Raw genomic sequence first — 21,502 nt, forward strand, 5'->3', positions numbered from 1 at the left:
TTTATTAATAAATTTTTAACAGAAGAACTTTAACACCCACAATCGAACAAACAACTTAAAGGAGGAAGATATGAATATCGACGTATGTGGTGTGAAATACAAAATATTTCAAGTTGAAGAAGTTGACAATGATCCAAGTTGCTTAGGTTTATGTATCTATAGAGAAAGCGTAATACAAATTAAAAAAAGTTTATCAATCGAACGTAAGAAGCAAGTTTTAGTGCATGAGATGTTACATGCAATGTTATATGAAGCTGGTTATGACGAACACGATGAAGAACAAGTGAAAAACTTATCAATAGTGTTTAACCAAGTTTTAAATCAAAACAATTTAAAAGCCACTCTAAATGAATTAGAGCAGCTTTCATCAAGTTAATGTTCTTTACGAACTCCCTTAAACGGTTTTGAATCTGATTTCATATCCATAAATCTACCAGTTTTAGAATCACGTTTAACATAACGTTTTGTTTTAGGGTTTTTAACTTGAGAACGACTTTTCACCGCACCTTTACGACGTCCATCTTTAGGTGGGTTCTTAGCCATAGGCAACACCTCCTTTCTATAAGGAGATAACCAAATTATACCAAATATAGAACAAACAAATTAAGGAGACATAACATGAACATTTTATACAAAACAACCCTCCTTATCACAATGGCAGTTGTGACGTGGAAGGTTGTAAAGATTGAGAGAAGTTTAAAACCAGAAATACTTACTAGAGTTGTAAACAAAGAAAATGAAAAAAATGCAGAATTATTTCTTTTCTAATAAATCAAGTGAGGATAACCAAATTATACACGAAAGGAGTGTTAATAAATGGAACAAACTATAACAGTCACTTTACCCGACACTCATGTTCTTATACCTAAAGTTGAATTTGAAAGATTGGTAAGTAATTCATTACCTGCGTTTTGGACTATGGAAGATCTAATCAAAGAGTCGAAGTTGAGTAGGTACAAAATAGAAAAAAGAATATTAGAAGTTCCTAGATTTAATAAATACCTCAAAGAAAATGACATTTGGTTTGAAGGTCAAGGTGGAAGTTCATCTCATTACTTCGACGCTGAATTAATGTGGAAATTTTTAAAAGATTATAAGAAAGAGATTTATAAGGGGATGAAGAAATGACAATTAAAGACAAAACAATCTTAATCGCAGGAATGGCTTTTAACGTAACGTTCTTTGCATTAATGATGATTAATATCTTCATTACTGACGCAGCAGGTTACGCCATTTTCACAGCGTTATTCACATATTTATTTTTCGACAAGATGTATTACGCAAAAAAAAAGACTGAAACTCACGGCAATGAGTAACAGTCGAGCACAAATAAAATGAATTTCATCTTTATCATATTACGGGAGGAGCAATCATGCAAGAGCCATATATCAAAGTAGGAGAGAAAGAGTTTATCGAATTTTTAGTTGCTAAAGACAGAGTAAAAAAATTGGAAGCTATGCTCGAGTACTCAAACAACCAACTAGATAACGCACTGGAGTACATCGACGACTTAGTAATGTTAAATAATGGCCAATCATCACGCTTAGCAGAATTAGAAGCAGAGCGTAGAAAACTGGAGGCGATGATAAATGTTGAACACATATAATTTAACGCAATCTTACTTAGAAGTTTTAAATAAATTAGATGAAGGTTATTCTTTCGACGATTTAAAAGATACTTTGGATAGCATCGAAGAAGAATTGAATATAAAAGTTGATAACACAATCGGCTTAAAGCGTTCGGTAGATGCTGATGTTGAAACAATAGATAAGGAAATTAAACGTCTACAAGCAATAAAAAAACAAAAAGTAAACCTTTCTGACAGATTAAAAGGTTACCTACTCGATATGTTAGATCAACGCAAACTGGATAAGTACCGTACGTCTACTAACTACATTTACAAACGTAGTAACGGACCAAGTAAAGAGGTCACAGATGAAAAATTAATACCTAAAGAATATTGGGTATCACAAGCACCAAAACTCAACACTAAAATGCTTACTGATGATTTGAAAAACGGTAAAGACGTTCCGGGTGCAAAGTTGAAACACACTGTTAGTTTGGTGGTGAAGTAGATGAATAAATCTGAAAGTATAACGGAACTCAACAAAGCATTAGCTAACTTTCACAAAGAAGTTAAACAACCTATGAAAGACGCTAATAACCCTTTTTTTAAAAGCAAGTATGTGCCACTTGAGAATGTGGTTGAGGCGATAGATGATGTAGCACCTAAATTCGGTTTGACGTATTCACAATATCCAGTAACAACTGACGACGGTAAAGTCGGAATATCTACGGTGCTATTGCATGAGAGTGGAGAGTTTATCGAATATCCACCAGCAACTACTAAGCCTGATAAAAACACACCACAAGGCGTAGGCTCAGCATTAACTTATATGCGTAGATACTCGCTAAGTGCAGTATTTGGTATCACGAGCGATCAAGATGATGACGGTAACGAGGCTAGCGGAAACGCAAAAGCTAAACAAACTAGCAATAAAAACGTACAAATGGCTAGTGCACAAACAATCGGAACACTAAAAAAAGAAGTGATTGAATTTACAAATTTAATCAAAGGGACAAAAAAAGAAGCCCCGCAATATATCGTTGAACAAAAGTTTGGCATTAACAATTACAACTTAACAGAAAATAAAGCAGTACAAATAATAAACAATATTCAAAACAACGCAAAATCAATTACTGGAGGCAATAAATAATGATAAACAGAGTAGTTTTAGTAGGCAGATTAACCAAAGACCCAGAATTCAGAACAACATCAAACGACGTGAACGTAGCAACTTTTACGCTTGCAGTAAATAGAACGTTTACTAATGCCAACGGAGAACGTGAGGCTGATTTCATCAATGTAGTTGTGTTCAGAAGACAAGCAGAGAACGTAAATAACTATTTGAGCAAAGGACAGTTAGCTGGTGTAGACGGTCGTATTCAATCACGTAGCTATGAAAACCAAGAGGGCAAACGCGTATTTGTAACTGAAGTTGTGGCTGACAGCGTTCAATTTTTAGAACCAAAAAATAACAACCAACAAAACAATCAACCTCAACAACAACGAGGACAAGCGCCGGCAGGCAATAATCCGTTTGGTAATGATAATGGTATCAATGATATAGACGATTCTACACTTCCTTTCTGATGAGGTGATCGAATGAATGAAAAATGGAGAGACGTTGTAGATTATGAAGGTATTTACGAAGTAAGTAATAAAGGTCGAGTAAGAACTCATAAACATAAAACTACTTATACAAAGAAACACGGAGTAAGACATTGGAAACAGCGTTATCTAAAAGACAAAACGCCTAATGGTAGAGATGTAAGAGTAGCACTTTGGAAAGATGGAAAACCCAAAGATTTTTTAGTTCATCGATTAGTAGCATTTACCTTTATACCGAAAACAGAAGGCAAGAATTGTATCAATCATATTGATGGTAACCCTAAGAATAATAATGTCGAAAACTTAGAATGGTGTACTCATTTAGAAAACAACAGACATGCTTTTGAAACTGGTCTTATAACCACAAATATGAAAGTGAAATTAATTAATCATCTAGGTATTGAATATGAGTTTAATAGTTTATCGAAAGCAGGTGCTTTTTTAGGACGTTCTCATGGATATGTAAGCAATAAATTAAAAAAGAATACTTCTACACTTACTGATACTAACGGCAACAAATATAAAGTCGAGAAGTTGATTTAAATGCCAATTATTAAAAATTACATTACTCAAGATGACGGTACAACCACCGTTGTCATTGAGGGTGTAGAACTAGATAACAAAACTTCACTCTTACTCGATAACGGGTTTGAAGTAGAAGCCGATGTGCAAGTCGTAGACCCTTTCAGAATTACCGACAAACAACGCCGTAAGATATTTGCACTTGTAAAGGACATAGAGGCTCATACAGCTCAACCTATGGACTACATGCGCCATATGTTCATCGAATACGTTCGGACGTACTACGGCTACGACAAGCGCATCTCATTAAGTGATTGCACACGTACACAAGCAAGCCAAATTATCGAGGTTACATTGGACTGGATATTTCATAACGATATACCACTCGCATATAAAACAAGTGACTTACTCAAACAAGACGAATCATTTTTATATTGGTCAACGGTCAATCGTAACTGCGTTATCTGTGGCAAACCACATTCAGACTTAGCACATCATTACGCAATAGGACGTGGTGCAAATCGCAAAACAATGGACCACTACGGTTACGAAGTGTTAGCACTTTGCAGAGAACATCATTCAACTCAACACCAAATGGGCGTTAAAAGTTTTGATGAATATTACCACTTAGAGAACAGCTGGATAAAAGTAGATGATCGTTTAAATAAAATGCTAAAAGGAGGTACAGCAGATTGATAGATAGATTTGATGTAGGAAAGCGTATCAGTGACCGCAGAACGCGGTTAGGAATGACACAAAAAGAATTAGCTAGTAAAACAGACACAACTAAATCGACAGTTCAAAAATGGGAATATGGCGTTCATCTACCTAAAAAAGAAAGAATACCTAAAATAGCTGAACATCTGAAATATAGCGAAGAATATTTGTTGTATGGGGAGTGAAGAAATGGAACTAAATAAAATGGTAAATGAATTTGAAGTATTAAGGTTTTTACTGCAATTACACAATACAGAAATAACTGATTTTAACCAAAAAACTATCAGCTTTGATATAGAACAAGAAATCATAAAATATCCTTTAGCTGATAGCTGGAATGATTATTTACTTTTAAACGACGAAGAAGTCAATTCTAAGTTAAAAAGTTTGATAATGTTGCATCGCCGAAATCTACAACCGGTAATTGACGAAAAGTATCAAGAAGAGCTTGAAAGAACTCAACCTTCTTTTGATAAAAGCTTTGACCCTGATCCTGAGAAAAGATACTCACAAAATTAAATAGTTTACGTATAAAAGCATCATAAGCGTAGTAATCATCATCAATTTTAATTGTTTTTAATTCTAATTCCAAAGCTTTATGTAAATATTTCAGACATTCTAAATGTACTTGATTAAAACTATTTTCAGTGAGTGTATATGCAATGTTCAATGCAGACTTAGCAATTAAAAATAAATCAGTTTCCCAAAAGAAAAGATGAGTTTTATCTAACTGCAAGTGCTGTTTTTCAGCTAAAGTTAATAATCTTTTGGAGTTACTCCAATTGTCCATTTAAACCACCTCCTATATCAAAGGATTATATCAGAAAGGAGTAAATAAATGACCGAACAACCTAGCTATTATTCAATAATTACTGCAAACGTAAGATATGATAACCGATTAACCGATAGCGAGAAGTTACTTTTTGCTGAAATCACTTCATTAAGTAACAAGTATGGTTATTGCACAGCGAGTAATGGTTACTTTGCCAAATTATATGAAGTAACGAAAGTAACAATATCAAGACGGATAGCAAACTTAAAAAACAGTGGTTACCTCAATGTTGAAATCATTCGAGAAGGTAATGAAATTAAACAAAGAAAGTTATACCCCTTAACACAAATGTTAAGACCTATTAACACAAATGATAATACCCCTATTAACAATTCTGTTAATACCCCTATTATCACAAATGTTAAAGAGAATAATACAAGTATTAATACTACAAGTATTAATAATATAAATAGAATAGATACATTGTCGGGCAACCCGACCCCTATTCCTTATAAAGAAATTATCGACTATCTTAATGAAAAAACTGAGAAAAATTATAGTCACAAATCAAAAGCTAATCAAAAATTAATTCAAGCGAGATTTAACGAAGATAATGCAAAAGAAGATTTCTTTACTGTTATAGACAACATGGTTGCTCAATGGAAAGGTAATCCCAAAATGGAAGAATACCTACGACCGAAAACATTATTTAGTGGAAATTTTGATAATTATAAAAACCAAACTAGCAAAGTTAGCCAGTCGTCAAACCAATACACAGACGCATTTAATCGTGCTGCGCAATCAACAAGCATGGATAACGTGCCGTTTTAAAGGAGTGATAACTTGAAATCGTTTAGCGATATAGCTAGATCAACTAGCTTTAAAAGTAAGGTTCTTGAGAAAGAAGAAAATTTAAAATGCGAAGATTGTGGTCGGATTTATGACTACTATAAATTTGAAAAACAAGACGGGGAAATACATGAAGTTAGGTTCGGTTGCGACTGTGAGATGAAAGAGTTTGCCAGAAAATCAACTGCAAACTATCACAAAAAGCAAAGACGTAGAAAAGCAGAAAGTATATTTAATCAATCTATTATGAATGAAGATTTAAAAAAAGCATCGTTTGATAACTATGAACCTACTAACCAACAACTAGAATACGCTAAGCAGTTATGTAAACGATACGCAGATAACTTCAACTTAGATAATAAGCAGTCGTTACTAATACAAGGGTCATTCGGTACAGGTAAATCACATTTATCTATGAGTATTGTAAAAGTGGTTAAAGCAAATGGTTACACAGTGCTTTATATGAACGTACCACAGCTTATTTCAACGATAAAAAACACTTACAGCAATCAATCAAGCATGACCGAACAGGAACTAGCAAGAATAGTAAGCGATGTCGATTTAATGGTATTTGATGACTACGGTATCAACATGAACGACTTTGCTACCAGCAAGATGTTCGAGTTAGTCGAAAGTAGAGTAGGCAAGCACAACATCTTTACTACCAACCTAGATGAAAAGGAAATGGCTAGGAATAAAGATTTACAACGAATATTTAGCAGAATAATGAGTAACACAACGCTAATCAAAATGGACGGCCAAGATTACAGAACTAGGGGGCTAAAATTTTGATTACATTGGACGACATCAAACTAAATCTTGAGTGTTCAGATGTGTATGCTCAGAAACTCATAGAATACGCACAGGGCGACCAAGACAAGTTGGAGGATATATACTTCCAGAAACTTGCAGAACGTCGTGTGAGAGAGGCTGTGGTCGAATATGGGACTTAGAGAAAATCAACCTAACGCATATAGCTTGTACGAAAGCGATGGTTGGGAAATGCTTAGGGTTCTGCCTAGAGATGACGGTACTTTCTATTTAGCTAATAAAGGTGGAATGAGTGATAAGCATTTTAAACCATCTGTAACTAAAGATGAGTTAGCAAAGATGAAACGTAAGCATAAATTATTTAGAAAAGAAGAATTACAACAACAGACAACAATAGATGAATTCTTGTTCTAGGAGTGACAACGTGAGTAAATACAATGCTAAGAAAGTTGAATATAAAGGTGTCGTGTTCGATAGCAAAGTCGAATGCGATTACTACCAATATTTAGAACGTAACTTAGGCAATGAATATGATCGTATCGAGTTGCAACCTAAGTATGAATTGCAGCCTAAATTCGACGGAAATAAACCAATTATATATGTGGCAGATTTTGCTTTATGGAAAGGTGATGCCTTACTTGAAGTTATAGATGTAAAAGGTATGCCAACGCCAGTAGCAAAGGTTAAAGCAAAGATATTTAGGTATCAAAACAGAGATATACCGCTAACTTGGATATGTAAAGCGCCTAAATACACAGGGCTTGAATGGATAACGTATGAAGAACTAATTAAGGTACGCAGGAAGCGTAAGAAGGAGAAGATGAAGAATGGTAAAAATTAAAGTTGAAAAGAACATGAATTTATTAGAATTGATTGATTGGGCTTGGAAGAATGGTGTTAAAGAAAAAGCGTTTTATAGCAATATCGACGGAGGTTCTTTGTATTTTGACATGGCACAAACAGTGTCGATAGAGCATTTAATCACTAAAGATGAAACTTTCACAGTAGAAGTTGAAGAAGAACTTACAGAAGATACAAAAATTCCAGAAATGCTTGAGATATTTCAAGATAATTATGGAAAGCAATGGTTTGGGAATTCTATTGAACAAGTAAAAGATGACCTTAGTAGAGAATTCTGGTTGAAAGACGGAGATACAATGACACTCATCTGGAAAGATGGCGAATTGGTAGGTGATGAGTAATGGCAACAGTCAAAGCTGAAGTGGTCATTAAAGGCACGATTGAATTACCAGCTTATGAAGAAACTGATGAAGAAATGGATAGAGTTGTCGAACAAGCAAAGAAATATCCTATCGACACATTAGATGATGTGGAAGTCGAAGATATAGAACTATATAAAGAGCATTGGAAGTGATCGTATGTACGATAGATATAAAAATATTCCAGATGTGTATATCGGTGGTAAAAAATATCGACTATGTGACGTATATAAGTATTTTGATGTCGGAGATGCGACAGTTCGTAAAAGATACTACAAGCAAAAATTAAGAGGTTGGGAACTTGTCTATGGTAAAGGCAAGGTTCCCGTTGAAATTGAACAAGGTAAGGGGATAGGCGAATGAGAATTAGTGAATTAAAGAGAAATGATGTAATAAGAATATTTAAATCAGAAAAATCAATATCTGGTTTAGCAATCGTTGAAAAAACTGAAGGTATTAATGAATTTAATGGAATTTACTTTTGGGCAGAAGTTGAAACAGAAGATGGTAGGACAATCTTGATAGATGATAGTTGGGATTTTGAAAAAGCAAACGAGCCATTCACACGTAAGGTGGATATGCAGGAAGAACAAGATGTAGTGAATAAACCAAAACATTACACTTACGGAGATATTGAAGTCATTGATTATATCGAGCAAGTAACTAAGAACTACAAACCAGAATTAGCATTTGCGATTGGTAACGCAATCAAATATATCAGTCGTGCTAATCATAAGAATGGTAAAGAAGATTTAGATAAAGCACGTTGGTACTTAGAACGTGCATTTGAAAAGTGGGAGGACTAACTATGGTGTATATGTACGAGCCGTTTACTCACACAGTAACCAAAACTGACTTATCTCATCTACACAACATTACAGGTATTCCACACAACACACTATGGTATCAAAGTAAGAATGGTATCTATAACGATAAGTTAAAATGTTTCTTCTCGAATACGCTACCTAGATTTAAGAAGAAACAAGAGTTTAATGAGAAAGTTGTCGTAGAAGATGAGATTTGGAAGTATAGCGAGAAGTACGATCTATACGTGAGCAACTTAGGAAGAATGAAAACGCCGAATGGTAAATATAAATTCGGTAATGGTTGTAAAGGTGTAATCACAGTAATTTACAAGAATAGTAAATATCGTGCAGCTGATATTGTGTATGAAACGTTTATAGGTGGTTTAAAGACAGGTTATCATGCCTACCCTAGAGATAGTAGATACAACAATCTTGTAGCAGATAACCTATTCCCTTCTACTATTGCTAAGTACAGATTATATCGAAGAAATACAGGACGTTCTAAACCACTTTATCTAGTGGATAGTAACAATGAGATTGTAGAGGAGTTCGCGAGTACGGTAGAGGCACAAAGTGTATTATTCGTTGACCGACGACATATTGCAAGAAGATGCAACAGTAGATGTGTAAATGATGGACTAATGTATGTGTGGGCAGACGAATATGAGGAGTTGAACGCATGATATTATCCAACACAATCAACCAACGCTATCGCTACAACACACAAGGCAAGACACCTACACAAATACAGCATGAGTTACGTGAGTTAGGTGTCAAAGGCTTTGTGGTTAAGGTAGCAGGAAGTAGAGTGACGATGAAAGTTAGTGAGAACGATATTAAAAGGAATAGGGAGTGTGTAAGGAATGGCAGAAGTTAAGTTATCGCAGGAAAGTTATGATGAACTGCTATCAGATATAAAAGCATTGAGATTACAAGCAGATACTTATTTTGAACAATGGCAAAACGCTAAAAGGAAGGCAGAGGCGTTTGATGAGATAAAGGAATATACATTAGACAAAATTGAAACGTTAACTACAAGACAAGAGTTTGCACCAAATTCTAATGAGTTTGAATACTTCGGAAATTTACTGACTGCATTTAAAGCTGTTAAATATAAAATAAGCGATTTGGAGAGTGGTAGTGATGAGTGATGAAGTGGTTATTCACGGTATGTTTAAACCATATACCGAACTACAAATGAGTATTGATAATTCTATTAAATCAGTACCAATATCCGATAAAGAGTACGAAAAACAAGTGAAGCAACATACATTTAAGGAGGAACAATAAATGAACACATTAGATCAATTAGTAGAACAAGTACAACAATGGAGTATTGATAAAAATTTACACAATGGTAATTCAGATAGACAAGCACTTAAATTCTACGAAGAAGCAGGCGAAGTCGCATCAGCATTATCTCGTGGGCAAATGGACGCATTAAAAGATGGTATAGGCGATACAGTCGTTACATTAATCATTTTGGCACAACAACATGATATGACGTTACAGGAGTGTTTACAGTATGCATATGATGAGATTAAAGGGAGAAAAGGAAAGACAATCAATGGCACATTCATCAAAGAATCAGACCTTAAAGAGTAAGGACATAGTAGCAGAGATTAAAAGAATACTTGGTAAGGAGTGAAAACGGTGTGGAAGATTATTATAAAAGAGAATTTGAAGGACTACATGAACGTGTTGGTATATCAAAAGTATATCTGGAAGAAAAGTTAAATCATGCAAAGTTCAGTAATGCTAATGAAAGTTATATCAAACAGTTAGAAGCAGAATATTATGCATTACAAACTATTTGGGTGAACATGAATGCAATTCATAGAGATAGACCTAGAATTGAGGAGTGAACGGAATGAGTGATTTCAAAATAATAACTTCAGAATTAATTAGCAAAGGCATTGATTTTGAAATAGAAGATGACACCTTGATTGTCGGTAATTGTTCAGTAATCAATTATAGCGACGTGTATTTTTTAAAATTGTCCGGAATTAATACTCAACAAGGAATGGCTGTTAAGCATCCTATAGTTATAGCAGATTTCTTATCTAGTTATTATTACTTATTAGAAGATCATAATAGTATCACTGTAAAAGATATTAATTTTAAAAGTGAGGTGCGTAGTAATGATTAAAAAGATACTAAAAATATGGTTCATCATCGCTGTATATGAACTTAGTAAATATGTAACTAACGAATTAATTGTTATGTTGCAGAGTGAAGACGATATCGATACTGCACCGAATGACTTTGCTAGTGAGTGGGATCAATACGACTTGAACAGAATTAAAGCAGAGGTGAGTGAGTAGTGTTCGAAAGAATAAAAGAACCAACAGTATTTGCTAAACAAAAAGAAAAATGGGTTGTAGTTTTAGATGAACCTGAAAACAGAAAGTTATTTGAAGAAAAGTATTCGAACAATAATGACGAATGGAAAATTTACTTTAAACCTCATGACGAGTTTTATAAAAGTTTAGAAATAGAAATGGAGAAAGCTGAACAAGAAGTACAAGCAGCAAGGGAAAAAGAAATCAAAAATCCAAATATAAATGAAGATATTAAACGTATAAACAGTAAAGAAAGTTTGGTTGATTATTTACTAAAAGAATACTATCACAGTTCCGAAATAATTATAGATGAATTCTCAACTGACGCTGAAGTATCAGAAGCAAAACTCAATGCTAATTATAATGAGTTATTAAAACTTAAAGATAAATATATTGGAGGCTAAATACATGTTACCAATTACACAATCATTTGTATTAGAAACTAAAAGTGGTAGATATTTCCAAGATATCATTAACGTTTATGCAAACAACGACAACCTAATAGAAAAAGTAATGCAGACTACAAATAATATTATAGAAGCAGAAAGATACTATAATCGTGAAGAAGCTATTAAAGAAGCAATGAAATACGATTTTAAAGTTCTGGTACTTAATACTTACGTAGAGGAGTTGTAGCGTATGTGGATAGCATTAACCATTATACTCGGCATACTTCTACTCATAGCAATAGGTAATAACACAGTTTTACGTCAAGAGTTAGATGCACACAGATATACGAATGTGTATCTGTTTACTAAGTACGTGAGGGATTGCGATATAGAAGATGTGGAGTTTGAAATACAAAGAGCAAAGAAACAGTTTAAGTAATGGAGGTAATGTAATGACATTCGGAGAAAATCTAAAAGCGATTAGAAAAAGAATGAAACTTACTCAACAAGAGATGGCAGATAGAATGGATATAAGCCAATCATATTTGTCAGATATGGAGAATAGTAGAAAGTGTCTGAATGTGAATACTGCATTACTAACTGCTAAGAGATTAGGAATATCTGTGAATGAATTAGTTAACGATGATATAGACGTAACTGAATATAATAACTAATGGAGGTAATCACTTGTACACACGAGATGAAGTAAAAGGAATGATTAATGATTATAAGTGGATGCGTAATATTATAGAGTCGCAAGTCTATGACGCAGACAGTACATCTATTGCGCAATATGGTATCGAGTCTGTAATGCCTAAAGCCAAAGGTGGTACAGGTGATAAGGTATTAGTTAAAGTACTTAATAGGAATAGAGAGTACCGACGTAATGTAAAGATACTTAATAAGATAGAGTTCATTGATAAGTATGAAGAATATATAACAGATGATAGGAACTATCACATATTACAAATGCTTAAACTAAACATGCAACACAAGACTATCAAAGACTTAATGGAAATCAATAGTGACTCTAAGTTCTATGCATGTATCAACGAGATAGTTAATGTGTACATGGATGCACAACAAGGACACTACGATAAAGAGAAGACATCGAAGAGATAGAAGACATCGAAGGTAATGTGCATTAATGATATATATAACTTTATAATATAGCTATACGAATTGAATAAATACTCGAAGGCACATCACATAGGTGGTGTGTCTTTTTGTTTGGAGTTAATGAAGATGAGTAAAGCATATGCAGACTATATAGAACAACGTACAAAGAATAAAGGTTTCTACTCTAATGCTAAGTGGCGTAAAACAAGATTAAAAGTATTAGCACGCGATCATTTTGAATGTGTCATGTGTAATGCAGAAGGTAGATTGACAATTAATCAGAAACAATCTCTAGAAGTTGACCATATCAAAGAGTTAGAAATAAGACCAGATTTAGCATATGAACTTTCTAATTTAAGAACACTGTGTAAATTCCATCACAACAAACGTCATGGAAGATTTGAACATAATCCAAACAGTCGTAAAAACAAATTCAATGATGAACAATGGTAAATCCCCCCGTCTGAATAAATCGCTTGATGAAAGGCTTCGCGGAAACCGGCGCTTGGGTCAACTCCGTGGATTTATCTTTCAAAAAGATACGTAAGGGGGCTTGACAAATTAAAAAATAAATAAATAAAAAATTAAGTAAAGGGGGAGGGGGTTGAAAAAAGATAAATATCTTAAAGACAAATTAACTTCTAACCAAATTAAGCGAATCAATGCTTCTGAAGATTACTTATTGCAGCAGATAGATGCAGATAATGACATAGAAGTAGAAAAAGTAGAACGATATATTAACTTATTAAAGTTGTTTTATGCTTTGGACATTTATATCGAACAATCTGGACCTATAACGGTAGTTAAAAATGCATCGCAAGAATATGTTAAACCTAATCCAGCTATCGCAGAAAAGAATAAAGTAAACGGATCATTACTCGCACTAGAGAAATCATTCCATTTAGAAAGAAAAGCCGAAGAAAGACGCAAGCAAGAACAAGCGAAAGGACCTGATTTAACATGAAGATACCTAAATATGTTACAGACTATATAGAAAAATACAAATCAGGCAACGTTATCTTTAATAAAGAGCGCGTTAGACTTGTTTCTTTTTTAGAAGATAATATCTTGCAACGTGACGACCTTTATTTTGACGATCAAAAAATAGAAGATTATATCAAATTTAGTGAGAAATGGTTTTTTAAACTACAAGACTTCCAAAAATTCATTTCATGTTTTGTATTCTTATATGAAAAAGATACCAAAACACCTTATTTCTCGGAATTCTTTATATCTATGGCTCGTGGTGGTGGTAAGAATGGCTATATTAGTACTTTAGCAGCGTTCTTTATGACACCATTACATGGTATTCCTAAATACAATATGTCAGTAGTAGCTAATAGTGAGAAACAAGCGCTAGTAAGCTTTAGAGAAATTTATGAAATGATAGAAAGTAACAATTTATATATTACAGGCGAGCGACCTAATAACCCTTTTTATTTAAGTAAAGTGTATGTGGAAGGAACAAGCACCAAGTCACAATTCTTATTCGATACTTCTAATGAAAAAACAAAAGATGGCGCTCGTGAAGGTTGTATTTTCTTTGATGAAGTACATGCTTATGAAAAAGATACAATTATTAACATCAAACGAAGCGGACTAGGTAAAGTTGCACATCCACGTACTTTTTATATCGGTACTGACGGATATGTAAGAGAAGGATTCTTAGATAGGTTAAAAGAAAGAGCAGATAACGTATTAAAAGGCATAAACCCTGAAGATAGATTATTCCCTTTTATCTGTAAAATTGATGATAAAGAAGAAATAGATAAACCAGATTTATGGGAGAAAGCAAATCCTATGTTCGAAAATCCAAAAAGTGAATATGGCGCTCAATTATTCAAAGAAGTTCATCAACAATATTTAGGACTTCAATTTAATCCATCTAATCGACCAGAATTTATGACTAAGCGAATGAATATGCCTGAGACAGATACACAAAGTGTTGTAGCACCTTGGGATGACATTATGGCAACTAATCGACCTATTCCACCACTTGAAAATAATGAATGTATTGGTGGACTTGACTATGCAAGTTTAAAAGACTTTGCAGCAGTCGGTTTACTGTTTAGATCGGGTGATGATTATATTTGGAAAACTCATTCATTTGCTAGAAAAGAATTTCTTGATAAATACAAATTAAAGCCACCTATTCACGAATGGGAGAAAAGAGGTTTATTAACTATTGTAGATGAACCAACAATAAATCCTAAACATATTATTGATTGGTTCATTGAAGCACAAAAGAATTATGGATTACAAAAAGTCGTAGCTGATAACTTCCGAATGGACTTACTTAGACCTCTATTTGAAGATGTAGGTATCGAATATGAAGTGATTAAAAATACACGCGCTATTCAGTCCTTACTTGCACCAAGAGTTGAAGATATGTTTGCACAACATCATCTTATCTTTGGTGATAATCCTTTAATGCGTTGGTACACGCAAAACGTTGCCGTTAAGATACGCAAAGACGGCAACAAAGAGTATGAAAAGAAAGAGCCTATAAGACGTAAAACTGACGGTTTCCAAGCACTTATACATGCATTGTATAGAGCAGATGATTTAAAAGATTCTAATTTAGAAGAAGAAATCAATCTGTTGAAAGGCTTGAGATTTTAAAGGAAGGAGGGAGTAAGCTATGGGACTATTCGATAAGGTATTTAGAAAAAACAATGAGATTTCGTGGATGTATGACTTAGAACTTTTACAAGATACAAGTTCTAAAGCCTATATTAAAAGAATGGCTTTAAATGTGGTCGTTGAGTATGTAGCAAGAACAATCTCTCAATCTGAATTTAGAGTAAAAGAAAACGATCATGTCACTAAAGATGATATGTATTATTTATTGAATGTTCGGCCTAATCCTAATCAAAACGCTACACAGTTTTGGCAGAAATTCATTTATAAACTTCTTGTTGATAATGAAGCACTAATTATTAAATCAGATGATGATTATTTGTATGTGGCAGATGATTTTGAACATGAAACAGAATTAGGGCTATTACCACATCGTTTTAATTCGGTTATGGTGAACGATTATAAATATAATCGATTCTTTTCAATGGATGATGTGATTTATTTAGAATACGCCAATGAAAAACTAGATAAATTTTCACTAGGTCTATTTGAAGATTACGGTGAAGTATTTGGACGTATGTTAAATATGCAACTTAAGAAAAATCAAATACGAGGCGTTTTAAATATAGGCTCAACACAATTAAGTACGAAAGGTATTCAAGATTATATTGATATGATTTTTAATACTTTTGAGAAAAATCAAGTTGCAGTTGTACCTTTAACTAAAGGTTTAGAGTACGAAGAACATTCAACGAATAACTCTAGTGTAAATGGCTCTGATTTCAAAGAATTAAGACAAGCGATTGAAGATATTCTTATTTATATTGCACGTATCATAGGTGTAGCGCCTTCTCTTATATTAGGAGAAAACGCAGACTTAGAAAAAGCGATTGAAGCAACAAATAAATTCTGTTTTAAACCGTTAACTAAGAAATTAGAACGTGAGTTAAATGCTAAATTGTTCTTTAAAGATGAATATTTAAAAGATAACAAACGTATTGAAATTGTCGGTATAGATAAGAAAAATCCAATTGAATTAGCAGAAGCTATTGATAAGTTACGTTCTTCTGGTACATATACTGGTAATCAGATACGCGTCATGCTTGGTGATGAGCCAGGAGATGATGAACATTTAGATGAATATGTACTGACTAAGAATTATGAATCAGTTTCACCAGTTGGAGGAGGTGAGACTAATAATGAGTAATCCAATTGTGAGAAATGTCACGCCAGTCTTTAGAAACGAAACTAAGAATAACAAGCACATCTTAACGTTGTCAGGCACTATTGCTAACTTATCTTTTCTTGACGACACTATCAGCGCTAAAGCTGTGAAAGATTCGCTTGATAATGTTAAAGAAGATATTGTTATTCGCTTAAATTCTGGCGGTGGTGATGTGTTTGAAGGGATAGAAATTTATAATTACTTAAAGTCCTTATCAAATCACATTACGATTGAAGTCACTGCATTAGCTGCAAGTGCTGCATCATTAGTTGCAATGGCAGGAGATAAGATTATCATCCGAACAGGTGCAAATATGATGGTACATGAGGCTTCTACAATGGCTTTTGGTAATAAATCAGACATTCAGAAAACATTGAACGCTTTAACTGCAATTGATACATCTATTGTTGACATTTATCACGATAGAACAGGTTTAGATCGTGATGAGATTGTTAATCTAATCACTAATGAAACATGGTTAACTGCAGATGAAGCAATCAATAAAGGTTTTGCAGATGAGAAATCATCTCGTAAATCTGTTGAGAAGCAGAAAGAAGGTGTAGAAAACTTGAAAGACTCTAAATATGTAGCAAGACTTAAGCAACAATTACAAACAATCACAGCTATGATTGATGAAGCGGAAGAAGAGCCTAAGGAACCATCAAGTGGTGATTCTTTAGAGCAACGTGTAGCAGATGTCGAAAATGATATTAAAAACATCAAATCTCGTCTTGATAAATTAGAAAAAGGCGAAGGTGGCGAAGGTGAAGAAGAAAAGAAAGAACCTACACCACCACAAAATAATAAATTTAAAAGGTTTGCATTCTAACTAGCTATTAGTAATTAACACTAATGGCTATTTTTTATGCACAAATTTAAGGAGGAATTTATATATGACTATTAAGGTCAAAGACAAATTAAAAAACTATCATGATCATAAAGCACATTTTGCAGAATTAGTACAAAATGGTGCTTCTGATGAAGAACAATCAAAAGCATTTGGTGAGATGTTCGATGCGTTATCAAATGACTTAAGAGATGAAATCTCTGCAGAAGTAAACAACCGTGTGGTTGATAATGGTATTTTAGCCAAACGCTCACAATCACCTTTAACTTCTGAAGAACGTAAATTCTTTAACGAAATCAATACTGAAGTTGGCTACAAAGAAGAAAAGTTATTACCTGAAACAGTTATTGACCGTGTGTTTGATGACTTATCAACCGAACATCCATTACTTTCTAAAATCAATATCCAAAATGCAGGCTTAGTAACTCGTATCATTAAAGCTGACGCAACAGGTCAAGCAGTTTGGGGTAAAATCTTTGGCGAAATTAAAGGCCAATTAGATGCTGCTTTCAACGAAGAAGAATTCAAACAATCTAAATTAACTTGTTTTGTAGTTGTACCTGACGATTTAACAATGTTTGGACCAAATTGGGTTGAGCGTTTTGTCCGTACTCAAATTGAAGAAGCTATTTCAGTAGCATTAGAAGCAGGATTCTTAACAGGTGAAGGTGCTGCTAAAAACCAACCAGTTGGTTTAATGAAAGATATTCAAGAAAACGGTGGCGTTGTAGATAAAGCTACTTCAGGCACATTAACTTTTGCAGACGCAGACACAACAGTTAACGAGTTAAAAGACGTATTGAAAGGTCTTTCAGTTAAAGAAAACGGTAAACCAGTAAAAATTGACGGAAAAGTTGTATTAGTTGTTAATCCGCAAGACTCTTGGGATATCCAAGCTAGATACACTTATTTAACTGCCAATGGTGGTTTTGTAACTGTATTACCTTACAACGTATCAATCGTAACTTCTGAATTTGTACCTGCTAATAAATTAGTAGCGTTTGTTTCAGATCGTTATGATGCAGTACGTGGTGGCGGTTTAACAGTTAAGAAATTCGACCAAACGTTAGCTTTAGAAGACTGTATCTTATACACTGCTAAAACGTTTGCCTATGCACAACCTGCAGATAATAACGCATCTCGTGTTTATGACTTGAAATTATCTACTTCAGTTCGAACTTCAACACCAGCTGGTGGTACTACAGACGGTACAGCTCAAGCATAGAAACGGGGTGATGTAAATGGAAAACATCACTATTTCAAATCAAACCTTAGATGAATTTAAGGAATATACAAAAATTTCCCATGATACAGAAAATGAACATTTAAAAAGAGTGTTAGCAATGTCATATCATAACTTAACTACTCGTTTTGGTGAGTTTGATATTAATAGTGATTTAAATGGTAAAAACTTAGTTTTTGCACGCGCTCGCTATGATTATGAAGACCTTTTAGAGTTTTTCAACGACAATTACCAAGATGATTTATTGCATTTTGGTTTTAATAATTTGAGAAAGCGTGATGAAAATGAAGAGTAAATTTAAAAAACCATATATCACTACAAAAAAGTTAAATACACGTGTTCATTTTTACACTTATCAAGAAAATACTGGTCCTGAAGCTGGTATAAAAAGAAAAGATAAACTCTATAGTTGTTGGGCATACGTCCCACAATGGAAAATGACAGAGCTTCAACAAGCTATTTCCAATGGTACAGAGCATGACGTTAAAATTTTTATGCGAGAAACACATGGCCAATATATTCCTAATGAAAAACATTATGTAGAAATCGAATCACCTTATGTTCATCAAGATTTAAATATTAAATTGGTACAACCTGATGTAGAGAACGAACAATTTTTAATGCTAACTGCAGGGGTGGTATCAAATGGCGAGTAAAAATTTTACAGGTATTCGAGCAGATGGTTTGAAAGAACTACAAAAAGAGCTTGAACGCCGATTCAGTCGCAAACGATTAAACGAGATTATAGATAAAGCCTTAATAAAAGCAGGGAAGATTATTCTTGAAGCAATCAAAGGTAATATACGTACCTTTAGATATACTGGTGCTGAATATGCAGAGGCTAAACTTTCGGAGCCATATTGGGATAAAGGTATACGTTCTATCCGTGTTTATTGGGAAGGACCACATCATAGATATTCTATTGTTCATTTAAATGAGAAAGGTTTTCATGCTAGAAACGGCAAATTTATTAAACCTAAAGGTTATGGTGCGATAGATAAAGCAATCCGTTCAGCTGAAAAAATATTTTATCAGACAGTGCAAGAAGAAATGGAGAAATTATTATGATTGATATTTTAAATGAGATATATAGCGTCATTAAACAAGACGAAAAGTTAATGAAGATATTAAATATCAATAATGTTAAATTTAATGATTATCCAGATGTCAAAGATATAACCAAACCTTATATTGTTATAGATGATTTTGATGATCCTATCCCAGAATTACACTATGACGGAGAACGTGCTGCTTACAGCTATATCGTACAAATTGATGTCTTTGTTAAAGCTAGTGATGACTATAATGCTCGTTTAAGAAGGAATGAAATATCACAAAGAATTAGCGATTTGCTTTGGAAAAATCTTAAAGCAGGTCAAGTTAGTAACTTAGGCAATGAATATGATAAACAGTTCGCTTTGTATCGCTCAACTAGACGATATGAGGCGATTTTTTATGAGGAGGAAAATTAAATGGTAAAATACGCTAAAACACCAAAATCATTTATTAACATTAAAGACTTAGGCTTTGCCTTATTAGATACAGATGAATTGGATGGCACAATTAAATACAGTAACGTAATCCAAACACGTGGTTTACAAGAAATTTCAGTTGAAACTGGTGGCGAAATCGTAAATGCTTATGCAGATGGTAGTATTATCGAATCAGGTAACACTGATGGTGAAGGTAAAATTTCAATGACTATGCATGCATTTCCACAAGAAATTCGTGAGTTAATTTTCAATGAAATTTATGATGAAAATGGCGTTTTTGAAGAAGTTAAAGGTAAACAAAACCGTTATGTAGCAGTTTGGTTTAAACGTGAACGTCGAGACGGTACTTACCAACATGTAGGTTTAACAAAAGTAATGTTCTCAGATCCTAACTTAGAAGGTAAAACTGCTGAAGAAGATTGGGAATTTTCATCTGAAGAATCAGAAGGTACTGCAATGCATCGTATCGCAGACGGTAAACGTAAGATTTTATTCGATAGTGCTCGTGAGGGAGCAAAAGAAGATTCATTCTTCGAAAAACTATTGAACGGTGCTTATGATAGTAAAACAGAAGTTAACACAGCTTCTGCATAAGGAGTGTTAACGCATGGCTCAATACAAAGTTTTAAAAGATGCAATTGATTTAAAAACTGATAAAGAGTATAGACAAGATGAAATTGTCGAAGAGAAAGTTAAAACAATCAATGACTTTGAAAAACGATTAAAAGCAAAAGGTTATGAATTACCTTTCTTTGAAAGAGTAGAAGAAAAATAAATTATCTTTAGGACGGTGTAATGCCGTCCTTTTATTTCGAAATAAAAAGGAGATATCAAGACATGTCAAACAAATTAAAACGTAACTATATTCGATTAGTAGAAAATCCAGAAGCAGAAGAAATTAAATTAGAAACATACTTAACACCACATTTCATTCCTTTAGACACATTATATGAATCAGTGGATATCATGGCTGAATTAGAGAAAGCAGAAAATGGAGAAGTTGAATTATCATTTAAAGAACAATTAGATAAATTAATTGATGTAGTAGTTAAAATTTATGGTAAACAATTCACTGCTAAAGATATTAGAAATCGTCTACATGCGCCTGATGCACTTGAAACATTACAAAAACAAGTACAATTCATTGCTAATGGCCAACAAGACGAGGAAACAAAAAAGTTTATTCAGAGCATCAGCTAAACAAATTTAAAAAAGAAGATTTAACTTACAATGGCATGTTGAAGAATTTGGATAAAGTCGTAAAAGATATGGTGGAAAATGGAACACCAGCAAACCAAGTTCTTGAAATGCCGTTTTATTATATACTTCAAATTTTAGATGAACGTCATCTAAATACTGTTGATACTGATGAAAAAGCCGATGCGCTATTCTCTGCATTGTAGCCTTAGTCATTGGTACTAAGGCTGTTTTTTTA

At 33.6% G+C, this 21,502-nt stretch carries 49 protein-coding genes; 48 read left to right on the forward strand and 1 reads right to left on the reverse strand.

Annotated features, from left to right (window positions below; translation table 11 throughout):
• Nucleotides 1-70 precede the first annotated feature (70 nt).
• A complete protein-coding gene (locus tag AK212_RS02635; RefSeq protein ID WP_053029064.1) occupies nt 71-376 on the forward strand; it encodes a hypothetical protein in 306 nt (101 codons plus the stop codon).
• Here the strand turns inward: AK212_RS02635 and AK212_RS13595 are convergent.
• Entirely contained in the window at nt 373-543 is a 171-nt protein-coding gene (locus AK212_RS13595; RefSeq protein ID WP_167849371.1) for a hypothetical protein, read from the reverse strand. The two genes, AK212_RS02635 and AK212_RS13595, sit on opposite strands and share 4 nt — an antisense overlap.
• A 75-nt stretch (nt 544-618) precedes the next feature.
• Between AK212_RS13595 and AK212_RS13600 the strand changes: the two genes are divergently transcribed.
• From AK212_RS13600 to gpGT, 47 genes are all read left to right on the forward strand, one after another.
• Entirely contained in the window at nt 619-768 is a 150-nt protein-coding gene (locus AK212_RS13600) for a hypothetical protein (RefSeq protein WP_174841940.1), read from the forward strand.
• A 48-nt stretch (nt 769-816) separates the two neighbouring features.
• Nucleotides 817-1,128, forward strand: a complete 312-nt coding sequence (locus AK212_RS02640; protein WP_053029065.1) for a DUF771 domain-containing protein — start codon at nt 817-819, stop codon at nt 1,126-1,128.
• A complete protein-coding gene (locus AK212_RS02645; protein ID WP_053029066.1) occupies nt 1,125-1,316 on the forward strand; it encodes a hypothetical protein in 192 nt (63 codons plus the stop codon). Before AK212_RS02640 ends, AK212_RS02645 begins: the two co-directional genes overlap by 4 nt.
• A 56-nt stretch (nt 1,317-1,372) precedes the next feature.
• Complete coding sequence (locus tag AK212_RS02650; RefSeq protein WP_053029067.1) at nt 1,373-1,606, forward strand: hypothetical protein; 234 nt, start codon at nt 1,373-1,375, stop codon at nt 1,604-1,606.
• A complete protein-coding gene (locus AK212_RS02655; protein WP_053029068.1) occupies nt 1,590-2,075 on the forward strand; it encodes a siphovirus Gp157 family protein in 486 nt (161 codons plus the stop codon). Before AK212_RS02650 ends, AK212_RS02655 begins: the two co-directional genes overlap by 17 nt.
• Nucleotides 2,076-2,717, forward strand: a complete 642-nt coding sequence (locus AK212_RS02660; protein ID WP_053029069.1) for an ERF family protein — start codon at nt 2,076-2,078, stop codon at nt 2,715-2,717.
• Nucleotides 2,717-3,154 (forward strand): single-stranded DNA-binding protein, encoded by a 438-nt coding sequence (gene ssb / locus AK212_RS02665; protein ID WP_053029070.1) that lies wholly within the window; start codon nt 2,717-2,719, stop codon nt 3,152-3,154. The genes AK212_RS02660 and ssb overlap by 1 nt, the downstream gene beginning before the upstream one ends.
• A gap of 12 nt (nt 3,155-3,166) precedes the next feature.
• Nucleotides 3,167-3,715, forward strand: coding sequence for an NUMOD4 domain-containing protein (locus tag AK212_RS02670; RefSeq protein WP_053029071.1), 549 nt, complete (start codon nt 3,167-3,169; stop codon nt 3,713-3,715).
• Nucleotides 3,716-4,390 (forward strand): putative HNHc nuclease, encoded by a 675-nt coding sequence (locus AK212_RS02675; RefSeq protein ID WP_053029072.1) that lies wholly within the window; start codon nt 3,716-3,718, stop codon nt 4,388-4,390. It begins immediately after the preceding gene.
• On the forward strand, nt 4,387-4,596 hold the full coding sequence (locus AK212_RS02680; protein ID WP_053029073.1) for a helix-turn-helix domain-containing protein: 210 nt from the start codon (nt 4,387-4,389) through the stop codon (nt 4,594-4,596). Before AK212_RS02675 ends, AK212_RS02680 begins: the two co-directional genes overlap by 4 nt.
• Nucleotides 4,597-4,600: 4 nt before the next feature.
• Nucleotides 4,601-4,930 (forward strand): hypothetical protein, encoded by a 330-nt coding sequence (locus AK212_RS13310; protein ID WP_154392009.1) that lies wholly within the window; start codon nt 4,601-4,603, stop codon nt 4,928-4,930.
• A gap of 319 nt (nt 4,931-5,249) precedes the next feature.
• Complete coding sequence (locus AK212_RS02690; protein ID WP_053029075.1) at nt 5,250-6,014, forward strand: conserved phage C-terminal domain-containing protein; 765 nt, start codon at nt 5,250-5,252, stop codon at nt 6,012-6,014.
• Nucleotides 6,015-6,044: 30 nt separating this feature from the next.
• Entirely contained in the window at nt 6,045-6,824 is a 780-nt protein-coding gene (locus AK212_RS02695) for an ATP-binding protein (protein WP_414609951.1), read from the forward strand.
• Nucleotides 6,821-6,985, forward strand: a complete 165-nt coding sequence (locus tag AK212_RS13755) for a hypothetical protein (protein ID WP_231119764.1) — start codon at nt 6,821-6,823, stop codon at nt 6,983-6,985. Before AK212_RS02695 ends, AK212_RS13755 begins: the two co-directional genes overlap by 4 nt.
• On the forward strand, nt 6,975-7,217 hold the full coding sequence (locus AK212_RS02700) for a hypothetical protein (RefSeq protein ID WP_053029077.1): 243 nt from the start codon (nt 6,975-6,977) through the stop codon (nt 7,215-7,217). The genes AK212_RS13755 and AK212_RS02700 overlap by 11 nt, the downstream gene beginning before the upstream one ends.
• A gap of 10 nt (nt 7,218-7,227) precedes the next feature.
• On the forward strand, nt 7,228-7,644 hold the full coding sequence (locus AK212_RS02705; RefSeq protein ID WP_053029078.1) for a DUF1064 domain-containing protein: 417 nt from the start codon (nt 7,228-7,230) through the stop codon (nt 7,642-7,644).
• Nucleotides 7,631-8,005, forward strand: coding sequence for a hypothetical protein (locus AK212_RS02710; RefSeq protein ID WP_053029079.1), 375 nt, complete (start codon nt 7,631-7,633; stop codon nt 8,003-8,005). The genes AK212_RS02705 and AK212_RS02710 overlap by 14 nt, the downstream gene beginning before the upstream one ends.
• On the forward strand, nt 8,005-8,178 hold the full coding sequence (locus AK212_RS13605) for a hypothetical protein (protein ID WP_174841394.1): 174 nt from the start codon (nt 8,005-8,007) through the stop codon (nt 8,176-8,178). Before AK212_RS02710 ends, AK212_RS13605 begins: the two co-directional genes overlap by 1 nt.
• Nucleotides 8,179-8,182: 4 nt before the next feature.
• Nucleotides 8,183-8,386, forward strand: coding sequence for a hypothetical protein (locus AK212_RS02715; protein ID WP_002500240.1), 204 nt, complete (start codon nt 8,183-8,185; stop codon nt 8,384-8,386).
• Complete coding sequence (locus AK212_RS02720) at nt 8,383-8,829, forward strand: DUF3310 domain-containing protein (RefSeq protein WP_002500239.1); 447 nt, start codon at nt 8,383-8,385, stop codon at nt 8,827-8,829. Before AK212_RS02715 ends, AK212_RS02720 begins: the two co-directional genes overlap by 4 nt.
• A gap of 2 nt (nt 8,830-8,831) precedes the next feature.
• Nucleotides 8,832-9,512: a hypothetical protein gene (locus AK212_RS02725; protein WP_053029080.1), complete on the forward strand. Its 681-nt coding sequence runs from the start codon at nt 8,832-8,834 to the stop codon at nt 9,510-9,512.
• A complete protein-coding gene (locus AK212_RS02730) occupies nt 9,509-9,706 on the forward strand; it encodes a hypothetical protein (protein ID WP_053029081.1) in 198 nt (65 codons plus the stop codon). Before AK212_RS02725 ends, AK212_RS02730 begins: the two co-directional genes overlap by 4 nt.
• A complete protein-coding gene (locus tag AK212_RS13760; RefSeq protein WP_231119765.1) occupies nt 9,693-9,980 on the forward strand; it encodes a hypothetical protein in 288 nt (95 codons plus the stop codon). Before AK212_RS02730 ends, AK212_RS13760 begins: the two co-directional genes overlap by 14 nt.
• Complete coding sequence (locus AK212_RS13315) at nt 9,973-10,119, forward strand: hypothetical protein (protein WP_154392010.1); 147 nt, start codon at nt 9,973-9,975, stop codon at nt 10,117-10,119. Before AK212_RS13760 ends, AK212_RS13315 begins: the two co-directional genes overlap by 8 nt.
• Nucleotides 10,120-10,434, forward strand: a complete 315-nt coding sequence (locus tag AK212_RS02740; RefSeq protein WP_053029082.1) for a MazG-like family protein — start codon at nt 10,120-10,122, stop codon at nt 10,432-10,434.
• Between the two features lie 50 nt (nt 10,435-10,484).
• Nucleotides 10,485-10,694: a hypothetical protein gene (locus AK212_RS02745; RefSeq protein WP_053029083.1), complete on the forward strand. Its 210-nt coding sequence runs from the start codon at nt 10,485-10,487 to the stop codon at nt 10,692-10,694.
• A 5-nt stretch (nt 10,695-10,699) separates the two neighbouring features.
• Nucleotides 10,700-10,978 carry a hypothetical protein gene (locus tag AK212_RS02750; RefSeq protein WP_053029084.1) on the forward strand — a complete coding sequence of 93 codons (279 nt, stop codon included), beginning with the start codon at nt 10,700-10,702 and terminating at the stop codon, nt 10,976-10,978.
• Entirely contained in the window at nt 10,971-11,153 is a 183-nt protein-coding gene (gene rinB / locus AK212_RS02755; protein WP_053029085.1) for a transcriptional activator RinB, read from the forward strand. The genes AK212_RS02750 and rinB overlap by 8 nt, the downstream gene beginning before the upstream one ends.
• Nucleotides 11,153-11,575 (forward strand): hypothetical protein, encoded by a 423-nt coding sequence (locus AK212_RS02760; RefSeq protein WP_053022128.1) that lies wholly within the window; start codon nt 11,153-11,155, stop codon nt 11,573-11,575. The genes rinB and AK212_RS02760 overlap by 1 nt, the downstream gene beginning before the upstream one ends.
• A gap of 4 nt (nt 11,576-11,579) precedes the next feature.
• Nucleotides 11,580-11,807, forward strand: a complete 228-nt coding sequence (locus tag AK212_RS02765; protein WP_049379151.1) for a hypothetical protein — start codon at nt 11,580-11,582, stop codon at nt 11,805-11,807.
• 3 nt (nt 11,808-11,810) lie between these two features.
• Nucleotides 11,811-11,999 (forward strand): DUF1514 family protein, encoded by a 189-nt coding sequence (locus tag AK212_RS02770; protein ID WP_053029086.1) that lies wholly within the window; start codon nt 11,811-11,813, stop codon nt 11,997-11,999.
• Between the two features lie 13 nt (nt 12,000-12,012).
• The gene (locus AK212_RS02775) at nt 12,013-12,234 is read left to right on the forward strand and encodes a helix-turn-helix domain-containing protein (protein ID WP_048680209.1); all 222 of its coding nucleotides are present in this window, start codon (nt 12,013-12,015) and stop codon (nt 12,232-12,234) included.
• A gap of 13 nt (nt 12,235-12,247) precedes the next feature.
• On the forward strand, nt 12,248-12,682 hold the full coding sequence (locus AK212_RS02780) for a hypothetical protein (RefSeq protein WP_053022129.1): 435 nt from the start codon (nt 12,248-12,250) through the stop codon (nt 12,680-12,682).
• Between the two features lie 123 nt (nt 12,683-12,805).
• On the forward strand, nt 12,806-13,132 hold the full coding sequence (locus AK212_RS02785; protein WP_053022130.1) for an HNH endonuclease: 327 nt from the start codon (nt 12,806-12,808) through the stop codon (nt 13,130-13,132).
• 151 nt (nt 13,133-13,283) lie between these two features.
• Entirely contained in the window at nt 13,284-13,643 is a 360-nt protein-coding gene (locus AK212_RS02790; protein ID WP_049379143.1) for a hypothetical protein, read from the forward strand.
• Nucleotides 13,640-15,301 carry a terminase TerL endonuclease subunit gene (locus AK212_RS02795; protein WP_053029087.1) on the forward strand — a complete coding sequence of 554 codons (1,662 nt, stop codon included), beginning with the start codon at nt 13,640-13,642 and terminating at the stop codon, nt 15,299-15,301. The genes AK212_RS02790 and AK212_RS02795 overlap by 4 nt, the downstream gene beginning before the upstream one ends.
• 19 nt (nt 15,302-15,320) lie before the next feature.
• Nucleotides 15,321-16,466 carry a phage portal protein gene (locus AK212_RS02800; RefSeq protein WP_053029088.1) on the forward strand — a complete coding sequence of 382 codons (1,146 nt, stop codon included), beginning with the start codon at nt 15,321-15,323 and terminating at the stop codon, nt 16,464-16,466.
• Nucleotides 16,459-17,313 carry a head maturation protease, ClpP-related gene (locus tag AK212_RS02805; protein ID WP_053029089.1) on the forward strand — a complete coding sequence of 285 codons (855 nt, stop codon included), beginning with the start codon at nt 16,459-16,461 and terminating at the stop codon, nt 17,311-17,313. The genes AK212_RS02800 and AK212_RS02805 overlap by 8 nt, the downstream gene beginning before the upstream one ends.
• A gap of 64 nt (nt 17,314-17,377) precedes the next feature.
• On the forward strand, nt 17,378-18,556 hold the full coding sequence (locus tag AK212_RS02810) for a phage major capsid protein (RefSeq protein WP_053029090.1): 1,179 nt from the start codon (nt 17,378-17,380) through the stop codon (nt 18,554-18,556).
• Nucleotides 18,557-18,572: 16 nt separating this feature from the next.
• A complete protein-coding gene (locus tag AK212_RS02815) occupies nt 18,573-18,869 on the forward strand; it encodes a hypothetical protein (protein WP_053029091.1) in 297 nt (98 codons plus the stop codon).
• On the forward strand, nt 18,859-19,230 hold the full coding sequence (locus AK212_RS02820; RefSeq protein ID WP_053029406.1) for a head-tail adaptor protein: 372 nt from the start codon (nt 18,859-18,861) through the stop codon (nt 19,228-19,230). The genes AK212_RS02815 and AK212_RS02820 overlap by 11 nt, the downstream gene beginning before the upstream one ends.
• Nucleotides 19,220-19,642: a hypothetical protein gene (locus AK212_RS02825; protein ID WP_053029092.1), complete on the forward strand. Its 423-nt coding sequence runs from the start codon at nt 19,220-19,222 to the stop codon at nt 19,640-19,642. The genes AK212_RS02820 and AK212_RS02825 overlap by 11 nt, the downstream gene beginning before the upstream one ends.
• Nucleotides 19,639-20,046, forward strand: a complete 408-nt coding sequence (locus tag AK212_RS02830) for a hypothetical protein (protein ID WP_053029093.1) — start codon at nt 19,639-19,641, stop codon at nt 20,044-20,046. Before AK212_RS02825 ends, AK212_RS02830 begins: the two co-directional genes overlap by 4 nt.
• A complete protein-coding gene (locus AK212_RS02835; RefSeq protein ID WP_053029094.1) occupies nt 20,047-20,661 on the forward strand; it encodes a major tail protein in 615 nt (204 codons plus the stop codon).
• A gap of 13 nt (nt 20,662-20,674) precedes the next feature.
• Nucleotides 20,675-20,842 (forward strand): hypothetical protein, encoded by a 168-nt coding sequence (locus tag AK212_RS13610; RefSeq protein ID WP_174841941.1) that lies wholly within the window; start codon nt 20,675-20,677, stop codon nt 20,840-20,842.
• A 62-nt stretch (nt 20,843-20,904) separates the two neighbouring features.
• On the forward strand, nt 20,905-21,267 hold the full coding sequence (gpG, locus tag AK212_RS02840; RefSeq protein ID WP_053029095.1) for a phage tail assembly chaperone G: 363 nt from the start codon (nt 20,905-20,907) through the stop codon (nt 21,265-21,267).
• A gap of 47 nt (nt 21,268-21,314) precedes the next feature.
• On the forward strand, nt 21,315-21,470 hold the full coding sequence (gene gpGT / locus AK212_RS13320; protein ID WP_017175428.1) for a phage tail assembly chaperone GT: 156 nt from the start codon (nt 21,315-21,317) through the stop codon (nt 21,468-21,470).
• The last annotated feature ends 32 nt before the right edge of the window (nt 21,471-21,502 follow it).

The organism is Staphylococcus borealis (genome assembly GCF_001224225.1).
GTDB classification, from domain to species: domain Bacteria; phylum Bacillota; class Bacilli; order Staphylococcales; family Staphylococcaceae; genus Staphylococcus; species Staphylococcus borealis.

Bases quoted from the DNA above. Each gene is read 5' to 3' on its own strand.
- AK212_RS02810 (WP_053029090.1), top strand. From the start codon at position 17,378: ATGACTATTAAGGTCAAAGACAAATTAAAAAACTATCATGATCATAAA.
- AK212_RS02670 (WP_053029071.1), top strand. From the start codon at position 3,167: ATGAATGAAAAATGGAGAGACGTTGTAGATTATGAAGGTATTTACGAA.
- AK212_RS13315 (WP_154392010.1), top strand. From the start codon at position 9,973: ATGAGTGATGAAGTGGTTATTCACGGTATGTTTAAACCATATACCGAA.
- AK212_RS13760 (WP_231119765.1), top strand. From the start codon at position 9,693: ATGGCAGAAGTTAAGTTATCGCAGGAAAGTTATGATGAACTGCTATCA.
- AK212_RS02645 (WP_053029066.1), top strand. From the start codon at position 1,125: ATGACAATTAAAGACAAAACAATCTTAATCGCAGGAATGGCTTTTAAC.
- AK212_RS13610 (WP_174841941.1), top strand. From the start codon at position 20,675: ATGGCTCAATACAAAGTTTTAAAAGATGCAATTGATTTAAAAACTGAT.
- AK212_RS02710 (WP_053029079.1), top strand. From the start codon at position 7,631: ATGGTAAAAATTAAAGTTGAAAAGAACATGAATTTATTAGAATTGATT.
- AK212_RS13600 (WP_174841940.1), top strand. From the start codon at position 619: ATGAACATTTTATACAAAACAACCCTCCTTATCACAATGGCAGTTGTG.
- AK212_RS02825 (WP_053029092.1), top strand. From the start codon at position 19,220: ATGGCGAGTAAAAATTTTACAGGTATTCGAGCAGATGGTTTGAAAGAA.
- AK212_RS02830 (WP_053029093.1), top strand. From the start codon at position 19,639: ATGATTGATATTTTAAATGAGATATATAGCGTCATTAAACAAGACGAA.
- AK212_RS02650 (WP_053029067.1), top strand. From the start codon at position 1,373: ATGCAAGAGCCATATATCAAAGTAGGAGAGAAAGAGTTTATCGAATTT.
- AK212_RS02800 (WP_053029088.1), top strand. From the start codon at position 15,321: ATGGGACTATTCGATAAGGTATTTAGAAAAAACAATGAGATTTCGTGG.
- AK212_RS13595 (WP_167849371.1), bottom strand. From the start codon at position 543: ATGGCTAAGAACCCACCTAAAGATGGACGTCGTAAAGGTGCGGTGAAA.
- AK212_RS02640 (WP_053029065.1), top strand. From the start codon at position 817: ATGGAACAAACTATAACAGTCACTTTACCCGACACTCATGTTCTTATA.
- AK212_RS02770 (WP_053029086.1), top strand. From the start codon at position 11,811: ATGTGGATAGCATTAACCATTATACTCGGCATACTTCTACTCATAGCA.
- AK212_RS02750 (WP_053029084.1), top strand. From the start codon at position 10,700: ATGAGTGATTTCAAAATAATAACTTCAGAATTAATTAGCAAAGGCATT.
- AK212_RS02785 (WP_053022130.1), top strand. From the start codon at position 12,806: ATGAGTAAAGCATATGCAGACTATATAGAACAACGTACAAAGAATAAA.
- AK212_RS02775 (WP_048680209.1), top strand. From the start codon at position 12,013: ATGACATTCGGAGAAAATCTAAAAGCGATTAGAAAAAGAATGAAACTT.
- AK212_RS13310 (WP_154392009.1), top strand. From the start codon at position 4,601: ATGGAACTAAATAAAATGGTAAATGAATTTGAAGTATTAAGGTTTTTA.
- AK212_RS02725 (WP_053029080.1), top strand. From the start codon at position 8,832: ATGGTGTATATGTACGAGCCGTTTACTCACACAGTAACCAAAACTGAC.
- AK212_RS13605 (WP_174841394.1), top strand. From the start codon at position 8,005: ATGGCAACAGTCAAAGCTGAAGTGGTCATTAAAGGCACGATTGAATTA.
- AK212_RS02835 (WP_053029094.1), top strand. From the start codon at position 20,047: ATGGTAAAATACGCTAAAACACCAAAATCATTTATTAACATTAAAGAC.
- AK212_RS02655 (WP_053029068.1), top strand. From the start codon at position 1,590: ATGTTGAACACATATAATTTAACGCAATCTTACTTAGAAGTTTTAAAT.
- AK212_RS02815 (WP_053029091.1), top strand. From the start codon at position 18,573: ATGGAAAACATCACTATTTCAAATCAAACCTTAGATGAATTTAAGGAA.
- AK212_RS02635 (WP_053029064.1), top strand. From the start codon at position 71: ATGAATATCGACGTATGTGGTGTGAAATACAAAATATTTCAAGTTGAA.
- AK212_RS02820 (WP_053029406.1), top strand. From the start codon at position 18,859: ATGAAGAGTAAATTTAAAAAACCATATATCACTACAAAAAAGTTAAAT.
- AK212_RS02660 (WP_053029069.1), top strand. From the start codon at position 2,076: ATGAATAAATCTGAAAGTATAACGGAACTCAACAAAGCATTAGCTAAC.
- AK212_RS02795 (WP_053029087.1), top strand. From the start codon at position 13,640: ATGAAGATACCTAAATATGTTACAGACTATATAGAAAAATACAAATCA.
- rinB (WP_053029085.1), top strand. From the start codon at position 10,971: ATGATTAAAAAGATACTAAAAATATGGTTCATCATCGCTGTATATGAA.
- AK212_RS02720 (WP_002500239.1), top strand. From the start codon at position 8,383: ATGAGAATTAGTGAATTAAAGAGAAATGATGTAATAAGAATATTTAAA.
- ssb (WP_053029070.1), top strand. From the start codon at position 2,717: ATGATAAACAGAGTAGTTTTAGTAGGCAGATTAACCAAAGACCCAGAA.
- gpG (WP_053029095.1), top strand. From the start codon at position 20,905: ATGTCAAACAAATTAAAACGTAACTATATTCGATTAGTAGAAAATCCA.
- AK212_RS02805 (WP_053029089.1), top strand. From the start codon at position 16,459: ATGAGTAATCCAATTGTGAGAAATGTCACGCCAGTCTTTAGAAACGAA.
- AK212_RS02675 (WP_053029072.1), top strand. From the start codon at position 3,716: ATGCCAATTATTAAAAATTACATTACTCAAGATGACGGTACAACCACC.
- AK212_RS02715 (WP_002500240.1), top strand. From the start codon at position 8,183: ATGTACGATAGATATAAAAATATTCCAGATGTGTATATCGGTGGTAAA.
- AK212_RS02730 (WP_053029081.1), top strand. From the start codon at position 9,509: ATGATATTATCCAACACAATCAACCAACGCTATCGCTACAACACACAA.
- AK212_RS02765 (WP_049379151.1), top strand. From the start codon at position 11,580: ATGTTACCAATTACACAATCATTTGTATTAGAAACTAAAAGTGGTAGA.
- AK212_RS02740 (WP_053029082.1), top strand. From the start codon at position 10,120: ATGAACACATTAGATCAATTAGTAGAACAAGTACAACAATGGAGTATT.
- AK212_RS02690 (WP_053029075.1), top strand. From the start codon at position 5,250: ATGACCGAACAACCTAGCTATTATTCAATAATTACTGCAAACGTAAGA.
- AK212_RS02700 (WP_053029077.1), top strand. From the start codon at position 6,975: ATGGGACTTAGAGAAAATCAACCTAACGCATATAGCTTGTACGAAAGC.